The sequence below is a fragment of the Candidatus Rickettsia tasmaniensis genome (assembly GCF_036857515.1).
GTDB lineage: Bacteria > Pseudomonadota > Alphaproteobacteria > Rickettsiales > Rickettsiaceae > Rickettsia > Rickettsia rickettsii.
Genome location: NZ_JAQCNX010000006.1, coordinates 1 through 24147, shown reverse-complemented (window position 1 = coordinate 24147; position 24147 = coordinate 1). Strand labels below are relative to the sequence as shown.

The following is a 24147-nucleotide window of genomic DNA, read 5'->3' as shown; positions in this document are numbered from 1 at the left end:
CCCAGAGATAGATATCATTATGGGCTAAACAACTGAAAGTATTGTTGTGTGAAGGCCAAATCGTCATTGCAAGGCGCGAAGCAACGTGGCAATCCAAAAAAATAATTAAAAAAATTCTGATTTACAGAATTTTTTACTGGATTGCTTCGTCGCATTACTACGTAATTCTTCTCGCAATGACGGAAAACCGATCCACGCAACAATGCCACGCAGGAATGACATTAAGAGCATTTTTTATTAGACTGCTTCGTCAATTACTGTGTAATTTTCCTCACAATGGCGTTAAGCGATAAGATTTAAGCGTACTTCTTCGTTAAGTTCTTTAGCAGAAGATAATTCTATATCAAGTTCGGCAAATATCTGCACTAAAGCTACAGATAAATCATTAATCATTTTGTCGGTATGGGCAGGGGTTGGGATGATTCGGAGGCGTTCCGTACCTCTCGGTACGGTTGGAAAATTGATATGTTGAACGTAAATACCGTATTCATTAAGGAGCATATTTGAGGCTTTCGCCGTTTTAATCGGATCACCAATAATTATCGGCACTATATGACTTTCATTTTTCAAATAAGGTATATTAAAGCGTTCAAAAGAATTTTTAAGTTTTGTAACTACTTCTTGATGTTTTATTCGTTCTTCATTCGATTCTTTAAGATGTCTAATACTATGCGTTGCAGCGGTAGAAATTACCGGCGGCAATGAAGTAGTGAAAATAAACCCTGGAGCGGTTAGTCTTATAGCGTCGACTAAATTATGGTTGCTAGTGATATAACCGCCGATAGTACCATATGCTTTGGCAAGTGTCCCTTGAATAATATCGATTTGATCACTACAATTAAGAAGCTCGGCAATACCGCCACCCTGTTTACCGTATAAACCGACCGTATGAACTTCATCGATAAAGGTTAAAGCATTATATTTTTTGGCTAAGTTGATTATATCTTTGATAGGTGAGAAAAAACCGTCCATAGAGTAAGCCGATTCAAAAACAATAATTTTCGGTCTATTAATATCGACTGATTGTAAAAGCTCTTCTAGATGCTTAACGTCTAAATGTCTATATATATATTTCTCGGCTCTTGAACTTGTAATCCCTGCAATTATTGATGCATGATTTAGCTCATCGGAGAAAAATACTATATCCGGCATGATTTTAGCAAGACTTGCAAGCGTTGTATCATTTGCAACAAAACCGGATGTAAAAACTAAAGCTGCTTGCTTTTTATGTAAATTTGCAAGTTCTTTTTCAAGCTCAAGAATGGCGATATTATTACCGCCGATATTGCGCGTTCCACCTGATCCAACACCATATTTTAGCAAGGTATCTATAGAAGCGTGCATTACTTTTGCATGTTTACTCATACCCAAATAGTCATTAATGCACCACATAACTATTTGTTTATTAGCGTGTTCTGCAAAAGGAAAATTATCGGCTTGTCTTTTTAAGGCCTTAAATTCTCGATATCTTCCTTCGCTTTTGATCTTATCTATATGTTTGCTAAATATAATATCGTAATAAGACATTTTCTCGATGTCATTCCCGCGTAGGCGGGAATCCATTTTATTAATTATAAAATTCTATAATCAGATGTTTTGAATGTTCTTTCTAGATTCCCGCCTACGCGGGAATGACATCGAACAGAACAACACTTCCAAACTCACGTTTGCAACTATTCTACATTAAAATTAAAAAAGTTTAAAGTTATAATATGGCTTTTTGTACAATATCGTTTAATCTCTTTGAAAATGCACCTGTATCAGCAACCGGTTCACCCTCTAAAATACAGGCTTGATCAAATATTAGATTAACCAATGCTTCATTATTTTTATTATTTGTTTTTAAGTCGTTAAAGATTTTCCCTATGATTTTATTTTTAGGGTTTAACTCTAGATTTTTAGCTGAGGCATTAGCTATTTGTTTCTGCTCAATCAAAAATCTCTCCATACGAATATCCATAGCAGCGTCGCTAACGGCAAGACAAGCAGGACTTGAAGTAAGTTTTTTAGAGATCTTAACTTCTTTTACCAACTCCCCTAGTGTCTCTTTAAAATAATCTGTTAGCAATTTATATTCATCATCGGATTTTTTACTATCTGTATTTTTCTCCTCAGATTGTGAAGTAGTTTGTTCTACATCGATATCGCATCTTGTCGCTGATTTAATAACATATTCTTTATATTTGCTATTAACATTTACCCAAAAATCATCCACTGTATCGGTAAAAAGTAATACATCGATTTTTTTACTTAACAACCCTTCGATTTGTGGGCTTGAAAGTAATTTATCGGGGTTATCACCGCTTAAATAATATATAGTACTCTGCCCTTCTTTAAAATTCACTATATATTCGTCAAGGCTGATCATTTTATTATGCAAGGCACTTCTGAATATGCATACCTCTAATAATTTTTCATGGTCGGTAGTAGCCTCACATAAACCCTCTTTTAAAGCACCGCTGAAATTAGCCCAAAACTTATTATATTCTTCAGGTGATTCCTCTTTCTTTTTTCTAAGCTCGCCAAGCACTCTTTTTGTAATAGCATTTTTGATTTTCTCAAGTACGCTATTATGCTGCAGTGATTCACGGCTAATATTTAGTGGTAAATCTTCTGAATCAACCACGCCTCGTAAAAATCTTAAATATGACGGGATTAAATCTATATTCTCATCAGATATAAATACTCTTTTTATATATAATTTTACTCGCCTTTTGCGATCAGGGTGGAATAAATCAAATGTTTTGCTTGATGGAATAAAAAGTAGGTTAGTAAATTCTATAGCTCCCTCGTTTTTATTATGCATAGTTATCCAAGGGTCATCAACGGCATAAGATAGGCTTTTGTAGAATTCTTTATATTGTTCTTCCGTAATTTCCGATTTCGGTCTTGTCCATAATGCAGAAGCTGAATTAAGCTGGATTTCATTATTACCAGCTTCATCAAAGAAATATATCGGTACTGCTATGTGATCAGAATAGCTTTTAACGATGTGTTTTAATCTAAAATGATCAAGGAATGTATCTTCTTCCTTTTTGATATGTAAAACGATTTCCGTGCCTCTTGTGAACTCTTTATCTGAATCTGAGACAGTATATTCACCAAGTCCGTCTGATTCCCAAATATGGACTTTATCTTCCCCAGCTTTTCTTGAGGTTACAGTCACTTTATCGGCTACCATAAAGCTTGAATAAAATCCAACACCAAATTGACCGATTAGCATATTGTCTTTTTTAGAATCACCGGATAGGCTTTTAAGAAAATTTGCCGTACCCGATCTTGCAATAGTACCGAGATTTTCAATTAAATCGTCTTTATTCATGCCGATGCCGTTATCACTGATAATGATTTGTCCGTTATCTTTATCGACTTTAACCGTAATTTTAAAATTGCTATCGCCAGCTACTAATTCACTATTACTTTGAGATAAATAACGTAATTTATCACAAGCATCCGAAGCATTGGAAATTAACTCCCTCATAAAAATCTCTTTATTACTATAAAGAGAGTGAATCATTAAATTTAAAATCTTGCCAACCTCAGCATCAAATTTCTTTTTTTCTTGTGTCATAATTATTCCAGTTAATAAATTATTTTTTCGTCATATGACTGCTTATGTCATTCCTGTGGAAGCAGGAATCTAGAATAATAAATATAAACTGGATTCCCGCTTATGCAGGAATGACATTGGAAGTCTAGCAACAACTGCGCCTTATTTAATATAGGAATTAATAATCAAATTTAAATAGTCTTCATTAATATTTTTTATCAATATCGTTTTTAAGCTATGAGTATGACCTTTAATAATTGCGATATTACTACGTGATAATTTCCATTCTTTTGCTAAATAATTTATGATTTCTTCATTCGCTTTACCTTGTTCCGGTATTGCTTTTATAGATAATTTTAGATATGGGATATTATTAATAATTACAAAATTGCTAATTAGATTTTGTTTAGAATTAGGCTTTACTTTAAAACTAAGTAAAGCCTGATGTGAAGAAGAATTGTAATTGTAGAATTTATCCATTAATATTTTTTATCATATTTGCTTATTATTTTTAATAAAAAAAGAATCCTTGAAAAACTTTGCTTAAACTGATATAACGTTTACCATAAATGTTTAGCACCCTTAGCTCAGCTGGATAGAGCAACAGATTTCTAATCTGTGGGTCAGAGGTTCGAATCCTTTAGGGTGCGCCATTCTTCATTTTTCGGTATTTCTACAAACGTATCAAACCGCAGATGCAGCATAAAATCAAGCTTTTGACTGTTTAACTGAATATTAATTGTCTTTCACCAAGTCTCTAAACTAAGCAGCTTTTCTCTTTCTTCTAAATAGAAAATTTATCACCTTATAAAACGAAATATTAAAAATATTTCTCAAGTTTATTAATTAAAGCTTTAATTTCTTTTGTGTTAACTAATATTTAATAATCATGATATCACAAGTATAGCTCCATATGTAGACATAAATATGAAAATTTGCTTAATGGAGCTAATAATGGATTAAAAGAAGAAATGATTATTAATACCCTCAAAGAACTATCATCAGATCATTCTGGTGTAATGCTTAATTTAAAACCGAGTAATAACGAAAAAGAGTTTAAAGAAAAATTAGAAAAGATTATTAATACTTATGAAAAAGGGAAGGAAAATCCTGAAAACAAAAAAGCAATTTCTCAAGAAATCAAAAAAGAATTAGAGAATCTAGATATATGGTGCAAAGAAACAGCTAAAAAAGATAATTCGCATGTTTTTAAAAATATTGGACAAGTTATAAAACATAGTTTTAAAGCTTTGGCTAACATAGGAAATAAAGAAGCTTTCAAAAAAGAACAGAAAGAAGTAGGTATTTTTATATGGATGCTATAACACATGCTAATAAAAATACTAAACAAACACTAGAACGCATAAGGGCTACTATTAACAAACATAAATCTCCCCTTCCTCATTCTATTACTACTCCCACTACTCCCAAGAATATATCGCAAAAAAGCAAGCGAGGATCTGTAGAAAGATAAATAATAATTACTCGAAGCTGGTAAATGTATCGATAATCGTCCACTAGGGTGTGCCATTAACCGAAAACCAACAAGCCGCCTTAATCTCGTTTATTTTCAACTGTGGGGCTGGGGCATTTCAAGCATCAACATTGCGGCAAAAGCTAAACCGAGGTGAATATGCAAACGCTGCTAACGAGTTACTGCGATGGATGTGTGCTAAAGGCGGTCTTAAGCTGCAAGGCTTAGTGAAACGTCGGCAATATTATAGATTATAATTATTAAAACTTCTGATTGTTTTCTTTAATTCTCTAATAATACGCAATTTTATAATTTTTGCTGAGTGTCTTAAACTAAGAGATATTACAGGAAACCTGCTATAAATATTTATCAATTAAGCAGACATCACCGGAGAAGGAGCAAAAGATTTTGTCGGATAATTTCCACTTTCTTTCTCCAATTTTTCAAAATGAAATATACCAAATCCAATACTTGTTGGAATCATAATAATTAATACTCCCTAGTTTCCAAAGGTTTTTATTAAATGAGGAAAACCAAAAGAGCTAATAACATACATACAAGCAGCTGATACAGCATATGTAAATGTTACGGAAATAAAGCGTTTAAAGATTGGAAATGTCTAAAACAATTTGATACAGCCGGCATAACATTAAGGGCAAAAGCCATGATAAGTGCTTGAATATAAATTAATAATATTTCCTAATGCCTAATTACAAATCAGAGGAATATCTAATATATTAGACCAAACTTTATCCCAACCTTTTGCATGAGAAATATTAGGAAAAGTTTGCTTTTTTACACACGGTGAGTTACTTGTTTTTACGTAAAGTGCTGCTATGAAAGGCGGGACTCTTTTGTCATCCATACAGGAGAGATGTAATTGAGGGATATTATTAACCTGTCTTGCATAATTTATCGGGTTTAAGGATTTAACTAAGTAACCACGATAATTATGATATTTATCAAACTTTTTAGTATCTAAATTACCAGCAATCGTTATAACATCTTTAACATTATTATTTTGAGCGGCAATTAATATTGTAAGCCCGCCGCCACCGGAGAAGCCGACTAAGCTAAATTTTTGTCCGTTATTGATAATATTTATGACATTGTTAATTGAATCTACGACTTCCTGCCCCATTCTTTTATCTAACCAATAATCGCTAATGCATTTTGAGTTCATTTCTAAAGGAGTATATTGGCAAGGTCTTGCTATATAAACAATATTCGGTCTTTTATCCATTGTAGCAAGCTTTAAGAGCATCGGATTAACGGGAGTAGGGTTGTCGGAATTAGCAGATCCATCCGCAAGATGTCCATCTCCCTCAATATAGAATACAAAAGGTAGATTACGGTCGGTAATACGCTGATAAGTCGTAAGAGTAAAATCACCACCGTTTACTAGCCTCATCTGAAAGTTATTTTGAGTTGCTATATCTTGCGAATGCTTTACCCTGCTAGCTACATCATGAGTAGTAGAACACCCTGAAAGAAATATTGGTATTAAAAATATTATTGCCCAAATAAAATTTTTCATAACAATTTTGATTAAAACGGTATTTCGTCGTCTAAGTCGCTATGGTCAAAGGAATGATTTTTAGTTTCAGGATGTTTATATTCGCTATGCCCTGAATCTTGAGTATGATTATTAGAGTTTTTACTATCTAATAATATTAATTGTGAATTAAAGTTTTGTAACACAACTTCCGTGGTATATTTTTCTTGACCTGAATTATCATTCCACTTACGGGTTTGCAATGAACCTTCAATATATAATTTGCTACCTTTTGTGACATAGCGTTCTACAACAGATACTAACCCTTCACTAAATATCACTACTCTATGCCATTCAGTTCGTTCTTTTCGTTCGCTGGTAATGCGATCTTTCCAAGTTTCGGTTGTTGCTAAGGAAAGATTAATGATTTTTTTCCCTTCGCCCGTAGTTCTCATTTCCGGATCACGCCCTACATTACCTATTAATATTACTTTATTTAAACTACCTGCCATAGATTACTACCTACTTTAAAATATTAGTATTGCAATAATAAAATAAAAGAGCCTATAATACTACAGGTTTTTTAAAAAATATCTCAAAAATTTTGTAGTGAAGTGATTATGAACCAAGAATATATTAAGGTATGCGGTGCTAAAGAGCATAATCTAAAAAATATAAATGTTAATATTCCAAGGAATAAATTTGTTGTTATCACCGGTCTTAGCGGTTCAGGCAAGTCTTCTTTAGCGTTTGATACTATTTATGCAGAAGGTCAAAGGCGATATGTTGAAAGTTTATCTTCATATGCAAGGCAATTCTTACATTTACAAAATAAACCTAATGTAGAATCTATTTCCGGATTATCGCCTGCTATTGCAATTGACCAAAAAACTACTTCCAAAAATCCACGTTCTACGGTTGGAACTATAACGGAAATTTACGATTATCTTAGGTTATTATATGCAAGGGTGGGTATTCCTTACTCTCCGGCAACCGGTCTTCCGATACATAGCCAAACAGTTTCCGAGATGGTAGATATAATTAACGAACTACCTAAGGGTACGAAAATATATTTACTCGCTCCTATTGTTAGAGGACATAAGGGTGAGTTCAAGCGTGAAATTATGAATCTGAAAAAGCAAGGCTTTCAGAAATTAATAGTTAACGGGGAAGTTTGCGAAATTGATGATTTACCGAAACTTGATAAAAATAAGAAGCATAATATAGAAGTGATCGTTGATAGAATAGTTCTAGACGAAAGTTTAGGTAATAGACTTGCAGATAGCTTAGAGAGTTCGTTAAATCTTGCCGAGGGTATTACTTATTTGGAAATTGTAGAATTACCGCCGGCTGTTAAGAGCGAGTTTGAAAAAAATCAGCGTGTTACTTTTTCCGAGCAATATTCTTGTCCGGTATCGGGTTTTCAGCTTACTGAGATAGAGCCTCGAATCTTTTCTTTTAATAGCCCTTTTGGAGCATGTCCTAAATGTGAAGGGATAGGTAAGGAGTTTTTCTTTGATAGAGATTTAATAGTTCCGGATCAAAGAATTTCTATTAAAGACGGTGCAATAGTGCCTTGGGGTAGTACAGCTTCTAAATTTATCCTAGAGACATTAAAGGCTCTTGCCGATCATTATAAATTTTCTATTGAAGTACCTTTTGTAAGTTTATCACAAAATGTTAAGGATATTTTATTTGAAGGTTCAGGAGAAGAGGCAATAAAGTTTGAATTTCACGATGGTTCTAAAACGCAAATAATAAAACAACCTTTTGCCGGTATAATACCAAGTTTGCAAGAAAAGGACCGTACTATAGAATCGGTTTTAATTAAAGAAGAACTAGCTAAATTTAAGTCAGAGCATAAATGTACTGCTTGTTCAGGGTTTAGATTAAAAGACGAAGCATTATGCGTTAAAATAGCAAATTTTCATATAGGCGAAGTAGCAGGTATGAGTATTGCAGCCTTGCAAAAATGGTTTAGTCACTTAGAAGAAAAATTAAATAAAAAGCAATTATTTATTGCTGAGCGTATACTCAAAGAAATTACCGAGAGATTAAAATTTCTTATGAATGTCGGGCTTGATTATCTAACGTTATCACGAGAAGCAGGTACTTTATCGGGGGGAGAAAGTCAGCGTATTCGTCTTGCATCTCAAATAGGTTCAGGACTGAGCGGTGTTTTATATGTACTTGATGAGCCGTCTATTGGTCTTCATCAACGAGATAATACAAGATTAATTGAGACACTAAAAAGGCTTAGAGATTTGGGTAATACCGTTTTGGTAGTCGAGCATGATGAAGAAACAATATATGAAGCAGACCATATTATTGATATAGGACCGGGAGCCGGTATTTACGGCGGTCGTGTTATTGCGGAAGGAAATGCTGAAGAAATAAAGAATTTTGAAGAAAGTATCACAGGTAGGTATCTAAGCGGTCGTCAAACAATCAAAGTGCCGTCTGAAACAAGAGTAGGGCATGATAATAGGGCAATTGAATTACTTGGGGCGATTTCCAACAATTTAGATAATGTTGATATCAAAATTCCGCTTGGTACTTTTACCGCTATAACGGGAGTATCTGGAAGCGGTAAATCAAGCTTGATGATTCATACTCTATATAAAGCGGCTCTAAAGCATTTAGAGCCAACTAGCAAAGTATTTCCCGGCAAATATAGAGAGTTAAAAGGACTTGAATATATTGATAAAATTATCGATATTAATCAATCCCCGATAGGTAGAACTCCTCGTTCAAACCCTGCGACTTATACAGGTGCCTTTACCCATATTAGGGATTGGTTTGTAGAATTACCTGAATCAAAAGCTAGAGGGTATAAAGTAGGCAGATTTTCGTTTAATGTTAAAGGCGGTAGATGTGAAGCATGCCAAGGTGACGGGCTAATAAAAATAGAGATGCATTTCCTACCTGACGTATATGTAAAGTGTGATATTTGTAACGGTCACAGATATAATAGAGAAACGCTTGAAATAAAATATAAAGGTAAATCTATTGCCGATATTTTGATGATGACTGTAGGAGATGCAATGCAGTTTTTTGAAAAAATACCGTTAATCTATGAAAAATTAATTACCTTAAATGAAGTGGGTCTAGGCTATATTAAAATCGGTCAGTCTGCTACTACTCTTTCAGGTGGTGAAGCACAACGCGTTAAGCTTGCTAAAGAATTATCAAGACGTTCAACCGGTAAAACGCTTTATATACTTGATGAACCGACTACGGGATTACATATCGACGATATTAATAAATTGTTAAAAGTGTTACATAAACTTGTTAATATGGGCAATACCGTTTTAGTTATCGAGCATAATTTAGATGTTATAAAAACTGCAGATTATATTATTGACGTCGGTCCTGAAGGTGGCGACAAAGGTGGTAAGATAGTTGTATGTGGCACCCCTGCCGACATCGCTGCCTGTGAGGAAAGCCATACCGGTAGATATTTAAAGCAATATTTGGTGTGATCTAATATAAATAGCAAGTTACTCTATATAATTTGCTATTTGATGTATTTCTAAATTATCCTTAACACTCATCCCTTGATTTCGTTAAGAAAAATTAATCTAATCCTTGCTATTTTCTAAAAATTACCATGTTTTATGGTCTTCTGTAGAATAATTATAAAAGAAGAAATTAATGAAAGTTACATTTAATAGTATTGAAAAAATTTATAATTTATTAACTACCGAAGAATGGATAGATAAAAAAGATCCGAAGAAATGCTTAGAACAATTAAACAAAAAACTAGCGAAAGCTAGTGATACATTAAAAGAATTATTAGAAAATAATTTTGATCAATTAAATACTAATGATGTTTTTGAAAAAATACATAAGCAATATTTAAGTACACATACACGCCTTAAAAAAATCTTATTAGTAAAGAACTATGTAAGGAAGTATTGCCATATTGTCGAATAATCGCTGACTTATATACGGAGAATGGCGGTTTAGATTCTTTAGAAATGGCTAAAAAATTATCTACTTACTTTGGAAATTTAGAAGATATGAAAAGTTAGTTAAAAACTGTTAATTATGATACAAAAGAAACAATAGAATTGAGTTTTCAATTTAATTTACCACAAAAATTGTCTTCCAAAACATTTGAATTTTTTCAAATTTTAAATAAATCTGGAAGAGACTCATTATATATTTTCAGTAATGCACACTTACTGGAAAAAACTGAAAAATTTCAAAAAATTCTTAAAGAAAATACATTAAATGATTTTCAGCAGATAACTAAAAATGATTTAAAGAATTAGTAAATCAAGTAACTGAAATAGTGATTAAAGAATCTTATAAGTACAACGAAGAAGAATTATCAGAAGAAAATAAATTACATGCAAAAAATTTAGCTAATTTTTCTTTAAAAGGAAAACTAGATAATAATAGTTTTCAAAAAGCATTGAACTTTATAAAAGAAGATTATATGCCTGATATTAATTTTGATATAGAGGTAAAAGGCAAAAAGTATAATTTTTCTAAATTACCTGCCGATGATATGAAAGGTTTTATGCTTGGTAAATTTAGTAATTCTTGCCAATCTATAGGACATGATTCCGAAAGATGTGTTTTAGACGGTATGAGTAAAGCAAATGCCGGTTTTTATATAATTACGGATGATAAAGGCAATATAGGAGCTCAGTCATATGCTTGGCTTGCTGGAGAGGGAAAAAAGAATGCAAAAGCCACTTCTATGGTACTAGATTCATTTGAGTATTTAGGGAAAGAAGACAAATTATTATTTGTACCTATAATAAATAAATTGAGAGAAGCATTACAAAAACAAGCATTAAATTTATATGTAGGATGTGGTGCACAAACTCCTACACTTGATATAAACACTATACTTCATCCAAAACCAATGGAGCAAGATTTATATATGGCGATGCAACAAATGTTTATCCTATTACAAGAGAAGTACCAACAATAGAATTAAACTTAGGAAAAAATGCTAATAACCAGGTTAATCAATATTCTACTATTGAAGAGCTAAAAACTGATAGTAAATTACTACAACAAATTATAATAAGTAAGCAAATGAACCGAGATTTAACAGAAGAGGAAATATCGTTGCTTAACATAGGTTTTACTTTTGCACAAATTTCGAATATAGAAAACGATAAACAAGAATTCTTTGTTGAAAATGACTATAATATAAAAAGTTTGACTGACGCCGGTGTTAGTGTGAAAGAATTACTTGCTATGGAAGTAGGTCAGCAGAAACTCTTTATTGAAAATAGTTATAAGGTAAAAAGCTTATCTAAGGTCAGGCTCACTACGAAAGAATTGTTTAATGTGATAACAGGCCAACAAGAATCAGGTAATACAAATGAAAATGATTTAACTCAGTTCGATAATACGGATCACAATGCATTAAAAAAGTAGAGGTGATAGATGATGCTACAGAACAAGCTTAGGTGAGCGTGGAATACAATTCAAGTATAATAGAATTCTTGCATAACATAGCTAATAAGGAGAGATCCTTTTGGAGACAAATAAGTTATGTAAGAATTCTAATGCTTATGGTCATGGTGGTGGGTATAGAAGCCTAGAGCAGAAAGTGCATTTGAGAATTCAGAGTTAGGAGTTATTTCATTTGGTATTCCGCTGCAACATATGTGACCGTTTAAGCATATCACTTGATCGGAGTTTTGTATTACGGTAAATAAATCATGAGAAATCATAAAAACCGTAATATTTAGCTTTTTACGAATCAAATTAATAAGCTGATAAAATTCTTGTTGGCTTGTTACGTCTAAAGACTGTAACGGTTCATCTAAAATAATTAAGTTGGGATTATTAACTATTGAACATGCAAGAACTACCTTTTGAAACTGTCCTCCTGAGAGCTTAGAAATTTCTTGATCTTTTATATGTTCCAAATCAATAAATGAGTTAATCTCTTTAATATTGTTATTAAAATTACTCGGTGCTAACAACTCTAAAAATTTTTTTACTGTAATAGGTAAATCAGGGGTTAATCCGAACTTCTGCGGTACATATCCAATTTTTAGTTTGGGATCAATTATAATCTTGCCGTTTGTAGGTTTTTCAAGTCCAAGCATTAATCGTACTATGGTAGTTTTACCTGCACCGTTAGGTCCGATTAAAGTAGTGATATTATTTTTTTTGACAGTGAAACTAACGTTATTTATCGGCAATTTATTACCGAATTTTTTAGATACGTTACGAAACTCGATTATAGGTTTTTGCATGTGTCAGTTCACTTCTGTCATCCCGTGGCTTGACCACGAGATCCAGTAATAAATACTAAAGTTATTAATGTTTTAAGTTATTTTTCTAGATCCCGTGGTCAAGCCACGGGATGACCACAGTGGGCAATAAATAGCATTCATTAAATAGAATAAATGCCGATTAGTTCTGCCTCGGCAAGTAAATGTTTTTGCAGGGCTAATACTAAATCTTGCTTGCTAGCATTCTCATCAAGCTTAAGATAATCATTTAGAGCATATAGTTTAAAAAAATAACGATGAGGTTTGCCGGCAGGTGGACAAGGACCGCCGTATTTTTTTTCTTGCCAGCTATTATTTAAAATTTTAATACTACTATCTATTTGTCCTTCTGAAAGCTTAGTAATAGAAGCAGAAATATTATATATCACCCAATGATCCCATATACCATGTGGCGGTGCTATTTCTACCGGTGCATCCGGATCATCCATTATAAGTGCAAAAGATTTAGTATCTGAAGGAGCATGACTCCATTCTAGATGCGGTGAAACATTTTGTCCTTTACAAGTAAATTTATCAGGAATGCGAGCATTATGTTTAAATGCCGTACTTGTTATTATGAAAGTCATAGGTTGCTCCTTTTGTTATAACGTCATTGCGAGCAGCCATAAGCTGCGTGGCAATCTCATGAAATAATAAAATGCCTGAGATTGCTTCGGCAATTACTTCGTAATTTTCCTCGCAATGACGTTTTGTCTATCAATTCACAACTTGCCATTGTCCGTCGGGTTGGCGGCATGCATTACCGTATGCTTTTTGTTGTTTTCCGCCTATTACAACTGTTTGAGTGTACTCACGGCAATATTGACCAGTGCTATTTCTATAAGTTTTATTAGGTGTTACGTAACCGTAATTGCCGTTATCCGGATTACGCCATTCTACGTTACTACCACTAGGAGCTGTTTCTAAAGCTCTCTGTGAGGTAAGCTCTGCAAGTCTTCTATCCTGCTCATCCATACCTGCACCGATTTGTCCACCAAGAACTGCTCCAAGTAATGCACCTACACCTACTCCAACAAGCTGTCCTTTGCCCTTACCGAATTGAGAACCAAGTAATGCGCCGCCAGCACCGCCAAGAAGTGTTCCTGTACCCTGTTTATTCATACCGCCTGGACCGTTACAGGCTTGTAACATAGAAGCTGCAAGAGCTATAATCATAATTTTAGATAATAGTTTCATATAATTCTCTCTAAATTAATATATAATTAACAAGTATATGGTTTTTAGAATTTTGTAAAGCTAAAACTAGATTCTGTAAACATAATTTAAATTATTTGTTTTTTAAAATATTATTTTTAATTTTGTTCACGGGACCTCATTATAATTGAATTTTATATTTTCTTTGTTAAACTACAAAAAATAAATTGGAAAGATTTGTCATGGATACTAATAGCCGTAATCGGTTAATAAAATCGGCATCTTATTTATCGGTTACTACGGCATTAATTATTTTAAGTATAAAATTATATGCTTGGGTTGTTACCGATTCGCAATCAATCCTTGCTTCTTTAATTGATTCAATGCTTGATATAACTTCCTCCTTTATTAATCTAATAGCTTTAAGATTTGCCCTGCAACCGCCGGATCATCATCATCGATTCGGGTATGAAAAAATGCAGGATTTAACAATTTTTTCTCAATCGATATTTTTCTTTGCTTCAGCTTTTTTTGTAGGCTTTTCTTCGGTTAAATCTTTATTTGAAAAAACAAAACCGGAGAATATTAGCGACGGTACTACTGTAATGTATGTATGTATATTCTTAACAATTATTTTAGTGCTTTACCAAACTTATGTAATTAAAAAAACAGGATCGGAAATAGTAAAAGCCGATAAGCTTCATTATTTCACGGACTTACTAACTAATGTTATAGTAATTATCTCTATAAATTTAAGTGATTATTTTTGGTTTGTTGACCCATTATTTGGTGTAGTTATTTCGTTATATATATTTCACTCTTCTTATTCTTTATTTAAAAAGGCATTTAAAAATTTAGTAGATCATGAATTACCCGAACAAGATAGACAAAAAATTATCTCGATAGTTAATAACCATTTAGGGGCAAAAGGTATGCACGAAATGAAAACTAGATATGCCGGTCAAAAAGCTTTTATCCAGTGCCATCTGGAAATGGACGGCAATATGTCGCTTTATAATGCTCATAAAATTAGCGATGAGATTGCTTTTGAAATATTGCAGGAATTTCCGGAGGCTGAAATAATTATCCACCAAGATCCTTTTGGAATCGAAGAACACGTAAATTACCGTGAATATATTGTTAGATAAAGAAGCTAATTTTAATAATTTTTTCATGGAGCAAGCTTTAAAACAAGCCAAGATTGCTTTTGATAAAAATGAAGTCCCGGTCGGAGCGGTAATTGTAGATAGGTTAAATCAGAAAATTATTGCTAGTACCCATAACAATACGGAAGAAAAAAATAACGCTCTTTATCATGCTGAAATTATTGCTATTAATGAAGCATGTAATCGTATATCTTCTAAAAATTTAAATGATTATGATATTTACGTTACTTTAGAACCTTGTGCTATGTGTGCGGCAGCTATAGCTCATAGCAGGTTAAAACGTTTATTTTACGGGGCTTCTGATTCCAAGCACGGAGCAGTCGAAAGTAATTTGCGATATTTTAACAGTAGTGCTTGTTTTCATAGACCGGAAATATATAGCGGAATTCTTGCCGAAGATTCGGGGCTATTAATGAAAGAGTTTTTTAAGAGGATAAGAACTGTTATTTTTAGCCACAGAATGACATAGAGGATTGTAAGAATGACATAAAGAAGTAAGAAAACATGCTAAAACTATTAACCCCCTATTATTTTAATAAATTATCAAAGGTTATAATACCTATATTAGCTATATCTACTTGCGTAATGATGATTATAGGTCTTTATTTAGCCCTCATAGTTTCGCCGGTAGATTATCAGCAAGGTGATTTTGTACGCATTATGTATGTTCATGTCCCTGCCTCTTGGATGGCTCTTGGTGTTTATGTTTTCATGGCAGCATGCAGCTTTAGCTATTTAGTATGGAAAACTACCATTAGTTATTTGCTAGCCGTAGCTTCTAGTTACGTTGGGGCTACTTTTACTTTGATTAGTTTAGTAACAGGTTCTTTATGGGGAAAGCCTATATGGGGGACATGGTGGGTTTGGGATGCAAGACTTACATCCATGCTCATATTATTTTTATTATATTTAAGCTATATTATTATAGTGAATAGTGCGGATAATATAAGAAAGGCACAAAATCCTTCTTCTATTATTGCTCTTATCGGACTGATTAACATACCGATAGTAAAATTCTCGGTAAATATTTGGTATAGCCTGCATCAGCCTGCTAGTGTTTTAAGGCTAGGGAGTCCAACTATTCACTCTTCAATGCTAAAGCCTTTAATTATCATGTTTATTAGTTTTATATTATATTTTTTATTAGTATTACTTTTAAGAACTTCTATATTAATCGACAAAATCAAAAACAGATAATAAAATGACTTATGTTGTAACCGATGAATGCGTAAAATGTAAATATACCGATTGTGTTGAAGTATGTCCTGTAGATTGTTTTTATGAAGGTGAAAGGGAAGATGATTTTATGTTAGTCATTAACCCCGATGAATGTATAGATTGCGGCGTTTGTGTTCTTGATTGTCCTATAGGTGCTATTAAACCCGAATCACCGGGGTTAATAGAATGGGTAGAACGTGCAAAAGATTTTATAGAAAATAAAGGATGGAAAAATATTACCAAAAAAAAACCTGCTTTGCCTGATGCCGATAAATTTAAAGATGAAAAAGATAAGTTTAATAAATACATAGGTTCTGTGAAGATTTCTAATTGATTTGTTATTTTGAGATATTTTTAAGCAAAAATTATAAGCCTTTTGAAGGAATAGTTAATCCTATTTCAAAAAAGTCTTATAATTTATAGCAAAAAATAGCCAAAATTAAATCTTTTAGAAATCTTCACAGAACCTAAAATAACATGAATTAACTATATGTGTTTATTTTGTCACAAAACTTAATAAAAGCTTTATTATATGAATCTAATTGCCGATTAAATATAGCACTAAAAAATATAACATGTTATATATGCCATTAAGATAATGTTTAATTATTTAATTTGAGGTACTAATCATGAAAAAATTACTTTTAATAGCTGCTACAAGTGCAACAATTTTATCTTCTAGCGTATCATTTGCCGAGGGCATAGATAATGAGTGGTATTTAAGAATAGATACCGGTGCAGCAATGTTTAATGCAGAAAAAGATAAGGCAGCCGGTGTTAAATTAAAATCTAATACAACTGTTCCAGTTGATTTAGGTATCGGTTATTATATTTCCGAAAACTTTAGAGCCGATTTAACTTTAGGTACTATAATCGGTGGAAAGTTAAAGAAATCCAGAGCTGCGACTAATGCACCTTTTACCGGTACTAATGTTTCAGCAAGCCATAAACCTACTATTACACGTTTACTTATTAACGGTTATGTAGATTTAACTAATTTTGATATGTTCGATGTTTTTGCTGGTGCCGGTGTTGGTCCTGCATTAGTTAAAGAAAAAATTACATATAATGGGATAACCGGTCTTTCATCTAACACTAAAAACAGAACTAATATTTCTTACAAGCTAACTTTAGGTGCTTCTGCACAAATTGTCGACGGTGTTAAAGTAGAACTAGCTTATAGCTGGATAGATGATGGTAGAACAAAAAGTAGGAATGTAATTTACCAAGGAACAAGTGTACCAACCGGTGGTATGCGTTATCAAAGCCACAACTTAACAGCCGGTATAAGATTTGATATATAATTAACAAGAATATATTAATAGTTTTAGGTAATATCATAATATCATACTGTGGCTTAACCACGGTATCTAGAAATACAAAAAAAAGACTGGATTTCGTGGTTAAGCCACGGGGTGATATTAGATGACAACTCAGAAATGTTACTTAAAACTATTTTTTATCGAATTTAGGTAAAAATTTGTAAAATTATTATCTAATATCGTTTTTACTAACAACTAATAAAATTTAAAGGAAAAATTTAACAATATGAAAAAATTACTTTTAATAGCAGCTGTAAGCACAGCACTTTTAACTTCCGGTCTTTCATTTGCTGATTACGATATGAATTCTTCTGTAGATTCATCTACTAATTCATCGATGTCATCATCTGTGGAAAATCAATGGTATTTAAAACTTAATGCCGGCGGTGTGATTTTTAACAAAACAAAACCTAAAGGAGCAGGTTTTAAGTTAAAGTCTAATACAAGATTTACAGGTGAGATCGGTGCGGGTTACTATATCATGGATAATCTAAGAACCGATTTAACAATTGGAACGGTAGCAAGTAGTCATTTAAAGAAATCAAAAACTTATCCAGACGGTGATTCTTTCTCAGTAAAAAATAAACCTACTATTGTAAGTTTATTACTTAACGGTTATGTTGATTTCATCGATTTAAGCATGTTTAAAGTATTTGCAGGTGCAGGTGTTGGTGCTGCTTTTGTAAAGGAAAAAATTAACTCTAAAGATATTAAAGATGGTGTAACTGACACTTTCAACAGTACTACTAAAAACAAAACTAACTTTGCTTATCAATTATCTTTAGGAACTTCATTTGAAGTTGCACAAGGTGTAAAAGCTGAACTAGTTTATAGCTGGAGAGACTATGGTAAAACAAAAAGTACCACCAAAACTATTGACGGGGATAAAGTTAAATTTGGCGGAACCCGTTATAAAGGTCATAACTTAATGGCAGGATTAAGATTTGATATGTAATTAGTCTTAAATCTTTTTACAAGCTTAACACGAAAAAGGAGTCTTTAATAAAGACTCCTTTTTTGTTTGTGTGCCTTGGTATTGCCTACGTGGATACTGAGACGTCATGAGCTAAGCGACTGCAAGGTATTGTCGCATGATTCAGCTTTTTTGTCATTGCAAGGAAAATTACGAAGTAATTGACGAAGCAATCCAGTAAAAAATTCTGATTTACAGCATTTTTATTATTTTTCCTAGATCCTACGGCTGCGGAGTTGTTGTATGGTTCGAAAAGCCCATACGATGTCATTCCCGCGGAAGCGGGAATCCAGTAAAATAACTTCAATATTGATATAGAAGTTACATATTTGGTAAACTAAACATATAAAAAACTTGTTTTTTTATGTTTTACTGGATTCCCGCTTCCGCGGGAATGACATAAACTGAGCCAGGCAACAACACCTACAAGCTTGCGGAGTTATAGTAGAGATAGCATTGATATTCATGCCAACAAACTCTTAATCTAAAGACTCTTTTTTCCTTTATAAAATGTTACGTTCATTTGATGTATTGCTGCAAAGCCTAAATAAATTTTAATACGTTCTAGAATAATATCTTGATAATAAGGTAATTCTGCTGCAGTAGCATTATCTTCAGCTTGTATAAACAGCGTATTAATCTTTTGTTTTTTATAAGTATAGGTGGTGATTTTTAAAGGTAATGCTTTAGTGCTGAAGTTAAACCCGACTATTTTATTCCAGTTAATCATGATTTCAGGCAGCAATGGATGTTGTTTGGCAAATATATGTCTAACTATTTTATCGATATCCTCTTTAATTAGCTTCATTTTAATAAACTCTGCACTGTTAAAGTTATGACGGCTAAAGCAAGTATTATAGATATTACGGGAAAATGTAAAGATGTAACCGATATGATCATTAAAAATATATTACAAACTGCTATAATCGATACTACTTGTTTATGAGATTTACCTTTTTGTACTGCTTTTTGAAAAAAATGCTTTAAATGAGGCTGCCAAATTTTTTCTTTATTGAGTAGCCGAATTAATATGGTTAGCACTGCATCAGTGATGTAATATAAGCTAGCAATAGCACAAGCTATAAATAAATTAGTGCTTGTAAGAGCCAGCAGGAGCAAACAAAGACCCGTTAAGAATCCAAGACTAATACTTCCCACGTCTCCTAAAAATATTTTTGCCGGATGCCAATTAAATATTAAAAAACCACAAGAACAACCAAGAATAATAATATTTACACTAGCTATAAAATATGGATTATTAATAGCCGGAAATTGTAAAAAACATAATATAAGCATAGTGCTAGATAGATGGATAGATTCCACACAACTCATACCGTCTATACCGTCCATAAAATTATATATATTAATAAAACCGCTTAAAGCTATAACTAAAATAGAATATATTAGTATATGTACAGAATTTAGCTGCGAAAAAAGAAAAATAGCAAAAGCTGCACAAATTAAGTGGACTATTAAACGAATTAGAATAGGTACGACTTTTAAGTCATCTAAAAAGGAAATCGAAGCAATTGCCAATAATAACGGTAATATTTTTATTGAATTAACAAAGTTATTGCTCGTTATATATTCAAACCCGCTCAAAGCAATCATTACAACAACTACAATAGCAAGACCGCCGCCGCGCGGTGTTATCTTATCATGAGAACGACGGTTACTTGGTATATCAACTAAACCGATAGTAGGAAGATATTTAGTTAATATATATGTTAATATAGTGGTGGATATAAAAGAAAAAATAAATAATGTATTGTAGCTATTTATATTCATAGGAACATATTAGATTTAAAACTATAATATTTGTTATTACTTATAATGACGTGATCATGTACTATAATATTTACGGTTTGGCATGTCTCTACTATCTTATTTGTCATATGAATGTCGGCTTTTGAAGGTTCAGGGCTACCGCTTGGATGATGATGCACAAGTATAAGGCTGCTTGCTTCGTTAAATAAAGCTCGTTTAATTATCTCACGTGGATATACCGCAGCTTGGTCTATAGTTCCTTGACTTAAAACCTTATCAGCAATTAAAATATTTTTCTTATTCAAAAATAATATACGAAATTGCTCGAGTCGCATATTGCCCATATTAACTTTTAAATAATCAATCCAAGAACTCCAAGAAGCACTAATATTTTTATTTGTTATTTTTTGTTTCAATACTCTAATTTATCAGCTCACGTATTAGAGCAAAATTGATATATAAATTTTCATTGGTGCCTTTAATACTAAGTAGCCTTTCCTTATCACGGTTAATTAAATCCGTAATATCAAAATGATCAAGTAATTTTTTAGCAAGAGGTTTTATGTCTTTACAAGGGATAGCCGTAAATAACATTACTTCAAGTAATTCGTACTCAGAAAAATGTTCTGCTCCAGCGGCAACGAAGCGTTCTTTTACTCTTTTACGGTGACCTATATAATGAGGCGTATCTATTTCATCATTACTAAATTCTAACAAATTATTTTCTAACATTCTTTATGTTTATTCAAATCATAAATAAGTAAAATGTTGCTGATGTCATTCCTAGCTAAAAGCGGGAATCCAGTAATCTTTAATGTCATCCTAGCTAGCTTGATCGCGGGATCTAGTCTTTTTAAATGCTTTTTGGATCCCGTGGTCAAGCCACGGGATGACACTGAGTGCGTTTTTCGATCCACGCAACAATGTCCCGCGGGAATGACATAGATAGCCATACAACAAAATCAATTTTTACCCTACAGTTTAGTATGGAGGATAATCAAGTTTTTTAGGTGATAACGTAAATATTTCAAAACCGTCTTTAGTCACGCCTATAGTATGCTCAAATTGAGCCGATAATGATTTATCACGTGTAGTAACTGTCCATCCATCTAATTTACTTAATATAGTGTCATAATTACCGGCATTTATCATAGGTTCAACGGTGAAAAACATCCCTTCTTCTAACGTTAGACCCGTGCCGCTGCGACCGTAATTTAATATTGACGGTTCGTCATGAAAAACTCTTCCGATACCGTGACCCGTATAATCTCTAACCACAGAATAATTATGTTTCTCGGCATAGCTTTGAATAGCATGTCCGATATCACCGAGTTTAGCACCGGGTCTAACTACTTCAATCCCTTTCATCATTGCATCATAAGTTACTTGAATAAGACGCTTTGGCTTAATTGCTACGTCACCGACATAATACATACGGCTAGTATCACCGTACCAACCGTCTAAAATTACCGTAACATCAATATTTACTATATCACCGTTTTTTAACGGTTTATCGTTTGGAATACCGTGACAAACCACATGATTTATAGAAGTACAAATCGATTTCGGAAAGCCTTTGTAATTTAACGGTGCAGGAACGGCATTATGATAAGTAATAAAATTATGACAAAGGCCATTTAAACTATTAGTAGTGACGTTCGGTTTTACGTGATCAGTAATAAAATCGAGCGTCTCTGCAGCTAATTTTCCTGCTGCCCGCATCTTTATGAAATCTTTTTCCGTGTGGATTTTTATGGTCATGAATTTTGGTTACCTTTCCCTCAAGTAAAAAAATATATTTTTCATAATACAAAATGGCTCTTTTAATGTAAATAACTTATCCTATTATTGAGCAGTGCTGCTATGTTACTTGATTTAGGTTTTGGATATTATATAATTGCTAATATAATTATTATTTAACATAATGGGTGTAGTTAGGTTATTATTTGCTCTTTCTGTTGTGGCTGCACATTCAACTTCTAATCCATTTCTTAAATTTATAGGTGCAACAATTGCAGTACAATCTTTTTTCATGATTTCCGGCTTTTATATGGCTATGATTCAGAGCAATTATACAAGCAAAATAAAATTTTGGAAAAGTAGATATTTAAGGCTTTATCCTACTTATATCTTTTGTATTTTAGTTACTTTCTTTTTGCAGCAAAAATTTTCTTTTTTAAGGCAATTGTGTAATCTTCCATTTCCGGCTGGTTTTTTTAATTTTTACAAACCTAACAATGTTGTTGCAAAATGTAACAATGTTTATTGGAATTCATAATAATACAGTACATTTTACAAAATATTTTATTGACTCCACGCCTCCTCTTTATCAATTTTTGTTGATACCTCCTGGTTAGTCAATTGGGTTAGAAATTTCTTTTTATTTAATGGTACCTTGGATTCTAAAAAAGAAAAATATCTATATTTTATCCATAATTTGTATATCTTTAATTACTAGAATTATTCTGCAGTTTAATGGATTTATAGGAGATTCTTGGTCTTATAGATTCTTTCCTTCTGAACTTGCAGTTTTCTTAATTGGTAGTCAAGCATTTTATATTTATACTAATCAAGAAATAAACGAAAAAAAGTCTTGGCTTAGTCAATTACTCTATTTATATATTAATAATTATTACTTTTCCGTTTATCCCAATAGAGCCTCAACTAAAAAAATTACTTTTTTATTGTTTATTTGCTCTATCTTTAGGAAAAATATTTGACTTAACCAAAGATAATAAGTTAGACAAATTAATTGCTTTACTCTCTTACCCAATATATTGTTGTCATTTAATTGTTTTGTATAATATATTACCTGCTATTTCAATTGGGCTGATAATGGGACATTTCTTAATACGTTGGTTACTTTTATAACAGTAATAATTATTTCTTTATTGCAAAGCCTATAGAGTATTATAGAAAAAGATATAAAACTCATAATTTAGCTTAATATTTAAAACTATGCTATATTACATAAATAAAATTCTTTCAAACAATAAGGTACAAGCGGTTATCTTAGGGATAATCGGGTTTGGGATTGTTACTGTTCTCACGTCCTATAATATAGACGATCCGTCTTTTAACTCGGTCACAACAGAGTACCATAGTAATTTAGTCGGAATTTTTGGCTCTTATTTATCGGATTGTTTATATCAATTTTTTGGGTTGGCTGCTTTTATCATACCGCTTGCTTGCTTTGTTTGGGGGAGAAATTGTTGGTATGGAAGATATCGTGGCTCATTTATCCGTATGTTTGTAATGTTGCTTGCTCTCGTTAGCAGTAGCACATTATTATCTAAGATTAAGCTAGAATTCATACCGGCAAATGCAGGTGGAGCTATCGGAATAATAGCTTCTAATTTTTTTGAGCGATTTACAAATCAACTATACTTATTATTAATATTTTTTACCTTTATTATATTAGTTGTTTTATTTGAAATTAAATTTACTTCTTTAAGTAATTTTATTATTAAGCTAGGTAAATTTTTAATCTATCGTATACAATCTTTTTTACATAATGTATTTTCACGATTGTCGTCGATAAGATTATTCCCTACTAAAAACAATGATAAAATAAATATAACTTCTTCTTACCAAAAGCCTGTAAGTGAAAAAGTAAAATTCCCTGAAGAAGCGAGATCCGTACCTGCAAATCTTATAAAATTCTTTAGCAAACCTGTTAGCCCTAAAATATCTCAAAGCGAAATAGCAGAATTGCCGCCTATTTCGTTATTACGTGATCCTGAAAACCATCATGTAAAAGGAGCTTCTTCCTCTGG

Annotated in this window: 27 protein-coding genes, 1 tRNA gene and 4 pseudogenes; 17 read left to right on the top strand and 15 right to left on the bottom strand. The window is 32.5% G+C overall.

Features of this window, described 5'->3' with window-relative positions; translation table 11 throughout:
• Positions 1-105: 105 nt before the first annotated feature.
• From O6R16_RS01895 to O6R16_RS01880, 4 genes are all read right to left on the bottom strand, one after another.
• Positions 106-231, bottom strand: coding sequence for a hypothetical protein (locus O6R16_RS01895; RefSeq protein WP_499679773.1), 126 nt, complete (start codon positions 229-231; stop codon positions 106-108).
• Positions 232-282: 51 nt separating this feature from the next.
• Positions 283-1527, bottom strand: coding sequence for a 5-aminolevulinate synthase (hemA, locus tag O6R16_RS01890; protein WP_499679772.1), 1245 nt, complete (start codon positions 1525-1527; stop codon positions 283-285).
• A 178-nt stretch (positions 1528-1705) separates the two neighbouring features.
• A complete protein-coding gene (htpG, locus tag O6R16_RS01885; protein WP_499679771.1) occupies positions 1706-3571 on the bottom strand; it encodes a molecular chaperone HtpG in 1866 nt (621 codons plus the stop codon).
• A 141-nt stretch (positions 3572-3712) separates the two neighbouring features.
• On the bottom strand, positions 3713-4030 hold the full coding sequence (locus O6R16_RS01880; RefSeq protein ID WP_499679770.1) for an A1G_07140 family DUF167 domain protein: 318 nt from the start codon (positions 4028-4030) through the stop codon (positions 3713-3715).
• A 96-nt stretch (positions 4031-4126) separates the two neighbouring features.
• Between O6R16_RS01880 and O6R16_RS01875 the strand changes: the two genes are divergently transcribed.
• The 4 genes from O6R16_RS01875 to O6R16_RS01860 all read left to right on the top strand — a co-directional run bounded on the left by O6R16_RS01875 (position 4127) and on the right by O6R16_RS01860 (position 5281).
• A tRNA-Arg gene (locus O6R16_RS01875) sits at positions 4127-4203 on the top strand.
• A 282-nt stretch (positions 4204-4485) separates the two neighbouring features.
• Positions 4486-4875 carry a hypothetical protein gene (locus O6R16_RS01870; protein WP_499679769.1) on the top strand — a complete coding sequence of 130 codons (390 nt, stop codon included), beginning with the start codon at positions 4486-4488 and terminating at the stop codon, positions 4873-4875.
• Complete coding sequence (locus tag O6R16_RS01865; RefSeq protein WP_499679768.1) at positions 4863-5024, top strand: hypothetical protein; 162 nt, start codon at positions 4863-4865, stop codon at positions 5022-5024. Before O6R16_RS01870 ends, O6R16_RS01865 begins: the two co-directional genes overlap by 13 nt.
• 50 nt (positions 5025-5074) lie before the next feature.
• Positions 5075-5281 (top strand): lysozyme, encoded by a 207-nt coding sequence (locus O6R16_RS01860; RefSeq protein WP_499679767.1) that lies wholly within the window; start codon positions 5075-5077, stop codon positions 5279-5281.
• 116 nt (positions 5282-5397) lie between these two features.
• Here O6R16_RS01860 and O6R16_RS01855 read toward each other — a convergent pair.
• From O6R16_RS01855 to O6R16_RS01845, 3 genes and pseudogenes are all read right to left on the bottom strand, one after another.
• Positions 5398-5690, bottom strand: a pseudogene (locus O6R16_RS01855) (hypothetical protein).
• Between the two features lie 40 nt (positions 5691-5730).
• A complete protein-coding gene (locus O6R16_RS01850; protein WP_499679766.1) occupies positions 5731-6561 on the bottom strand; it encodes an alpha/beta hydrolase in 831 nt (276 codons plus the stop codon).
• 11 nt (positions 6562-6572) lie between these two features.
• Positions 6573-7031, bottom strand: coding sequence for a single-stranded DNA-binding protein (locus tag O6R16_RS01845; protein WP_014014871.1), 459 nt, complete (start codon positions 7029-7031; stop codon positions 6573-6575).
• A 108-nt stretch (positions 7032-7139) separates the two neighbouring features.
• Here O6R16_RS01845 and uvrA point away from each other — a divergent pair, with 108 nt between their 5' ends.
• From uvrA to O6R16_RS01820, 5 genes and pseudogenes are all read left to right on the top strand, one after another.
• Entirely contained in the window at positions 7140-10001 is a 2862-nt protein-coding gene (uvrA, locus tag O6R16_RS01840) for an excinuclease ABC subunit UvrA (RefSeq protein WP_499679765.1), read from the top strand.
• 172 nt (positions 10002-10173) lie between these two features.
• Positions 10174-10455, top strand: a complete 282-nt coding sequence (locus tag O6R16_RS01835) for a hypothetical protein (protein WP_499679764.1) — start codon at positions 10174-10176, stop codon at positions 10453-10455.
• A gap of 44 nt (positions 10456-10499) precedes the next feature.
• A pseudogene (locus O6R16_RS01830) lies at positions 10500-10796 on the top strand (hypothetical protein).
• Positions 10797-10963: 167 nt separating this feature from the next.
• Positions 10964-11233: pseudogene (locus O6R16_RS01825) on the top strand (hypothetical protein); the annotation flags it as partial.
• Positions 11234-11574: 341 nt separating this feature from the next.
• Positions 11575-11922, top strand: a complete 348-nt coding sequence (locus O6R16_RS01820) for a hypothetical protein (RefSeq protein ID WP_499679763.1) — start codon at positions 11575-11577, stop codon at positions 11920-11922.
• 128 nt (positions 11923-12050) lie between these two features.
• Here O6R16_RS01820 and O6R16_RS01815 read toward each other — a convergent pair whose 3' ends face one another.
• The 3 genes from O6R16_RS01815 to O6R16_RS01805 form a co-directional block, all read right to left on the bottom strand.
• Positions 12051-12752 carry an ATP-binding cassette domain-containing protein gene (locus O6R16_RS01815; RefSeq protein WP_499679762.1) on the bottom strand — a complete coding sequence of 234 codons (702 nt, stop codon included), beginning with the start codon at positions 12750-12752 and terminating at the stop codon, positions 12051-12053.
• Positions 12753-12892: 140 nt separating this feature from the next.
• Entirely contained in the window at positions 12893-13357 is a 465-nt protein-coding gene (locus tag O6R16_RS01810; RefSeq protein ID WP_499679761.1) for a YbhB/YbcL family Raf kinase inhibitor-like protein, read from the bottom strand.
• 130 nt (positions 13358-13487) lie between these two features.
• Positions 13488-13967, bottom strand: coding sequence for an RT0821/Lpp0805 family surface protein (locus tag O6R16_RS01805; RefSeq protein ID WP_064464507.1), 480 nt, complete (start codon positions 13965-13967; stop codon positions 13488-13490).
• Positions 13968-14167: 200 nt separating this feature from the next.
• On the opposite strand from O6R16_RS01805, the gene O6R16_RS01800 reads away from it, so the two are divergent.
• The 6 genes from O6R16_RS01800 (at position 14168) to adr (O6R16_RS01775) (ending at position 18586) form a co-directional block, all read left to right on the top strand.
• Entirely contained in the window at positions 14168-15073 is a 906-nt protein-coding gene (locus O6R16_RS01800) for a cation diffusion facilitator family transporter (protein ID WP_014014861.1), read from the top strand.
• Positions 15054-15560: a nucleoside deaminase gene (locus tag O6R16_RS01795; protein WP_499679760.1), complete on the top strand. Its 507-nt coding sequence runs from the start codon at positions 15054-15056 to the stop codon at positions 15558-15560. The genes O6R16_RS01800 and O6R16_RS01795 overlap by 20 nt, the downstream gene beginning before the upstream one ends.
• A gap of 35 nt (positions 15561-15595) precedes the next feature.
• Positions 15596-16288 (top strand): heme ABC transporter permease, encoded by a 693-nt coding sequence (locus tag O6R16_RS01790; protein WP_410956425.1) that lies wholly within the window; start codon positions 15596-15598, stop codon positions 16286-16288.
• Positions 16289-16292: 4 nt separating this feature from the next.
• Entirely contained in the window at positions 16293-16643 is a 351-nt protein-coding gene (locus tag O6R16_RS01785; protein ID WP_499679759.1) for a ferredoxin family protein, read from the top strand.
• Between the two features lie 295 nt (positions 16644-16938).
• Positions 16939-17613 carry an adhesin Adr gene (adr, locus tag O6R16_RS01780; protein ID WP_499679758.1) on the top strand — a complete coding sequence of 225 codons (675 nt, stop codon included), beginning with the start codon at positions 16939-16941 and terminating at the stop codon, positions 17611-17613.
• A 244-nt stretch (positions 17614-17857) separates the two neighbouring features.
• The gene (gene adr, locus O6R16_RS01775; protein ID WP_499679757.1) at positions 17858-18586 is read left to right on the top strand and encodes an adhesin Adr; all 729 of its coding nucleotides are present in this window, start codon (positions 17858-17860) and stop codon (positions 18584-18586) included.
• Positions 18587-19088: 502 nt separating this feature from the next.
• Here adr (O6R16_RS01775) and O6R16_RS01770 read toward each other — a convergent pair.
• The 5 genes and pseudogenes from O6R16_RS01770 to map form a co-directional block, all read right to left on the bottom strand.
• On the bottom strand, positions 19089-19412 hold the full coding sequence (locus O6R16_RS01770; RefSeq protein ID WP_010977842.1) for a DciA family protein: 324 nt from the start codon (positions 19410-19412) through the stop codon (positions 19089-19091).
• A complete protein-coding gene (locus O6R16_RS01765; RefSeq protein WP_499679756.1) occupies positions 19409-20392 on the bottom strand; it encodes an MraY family glycosyltransferase in 984 nt (327 codons plus the stop codon). Before O6R16_RS01765 ends, O6R16_RS01770 begins: the two co-directional genes overlap by 4 nt.
• Positions 20379-20787, bottom strand: a pseudogene (locus O6R16_RS01760) (JAB domain-containing protein). The gene O6R16_RS01765 and the pseudogene O6R16_RS01760 overlap by 14 nt, the downstream one beginning before the upstream one ends.
• Positions 20788-20791: 4 nt before the next feature.
• Positions 20792-21103, bottom strand: a complete 312-nt coding sequence (locus O6R16_RS01755; RefSeq protein ID WP_499679755.1) for a UPF0758 domain-containing protein — start codon at positions 21101-21103, stop codon at positions 20792-20794.
• Positions 21104-21352: 249 nt separating this feature from the next.
• Positions 21353-22132, bottom strand: coding sequence for a type I methionyl aminopeptidase (map, locus tag O6R16_RS01750; protein WP_499679754.1), 780 nt, complete (start codon positions 22130-22132; stop codon positions 21353-21355).
• 163 nt (positions 22133-22295) lie between these two features.
• Here map and O6R16_RS01745 point away from each other — a divergent pair, with 163 nt between their 5' ends.
• Both O6R16_RS01745 and O6R16_RS01740 read left to right on the top strand, forming a co-directional pair.
• On the top strand, positions 22296-22649 hold the full coding sequence (locus O6R16_RS01745) for an acyltransferase family protein (protein WP_499679753.1): 354 nt from the start codon (positions 22296-22298) through the stop codon (positions 22647-22649).
• Positions 22650-23329: 680 nt separating this feature from the next.
• Positions 23330-24147, top strand: an 818-nt coding sequence (locus O6R16_RS01740) for a DNA translocase FtsK 4TM domain-containing protein (RefSeq protein ID WP_499679752.1), incomplete at its 3' end; no start/stop codon positions are given.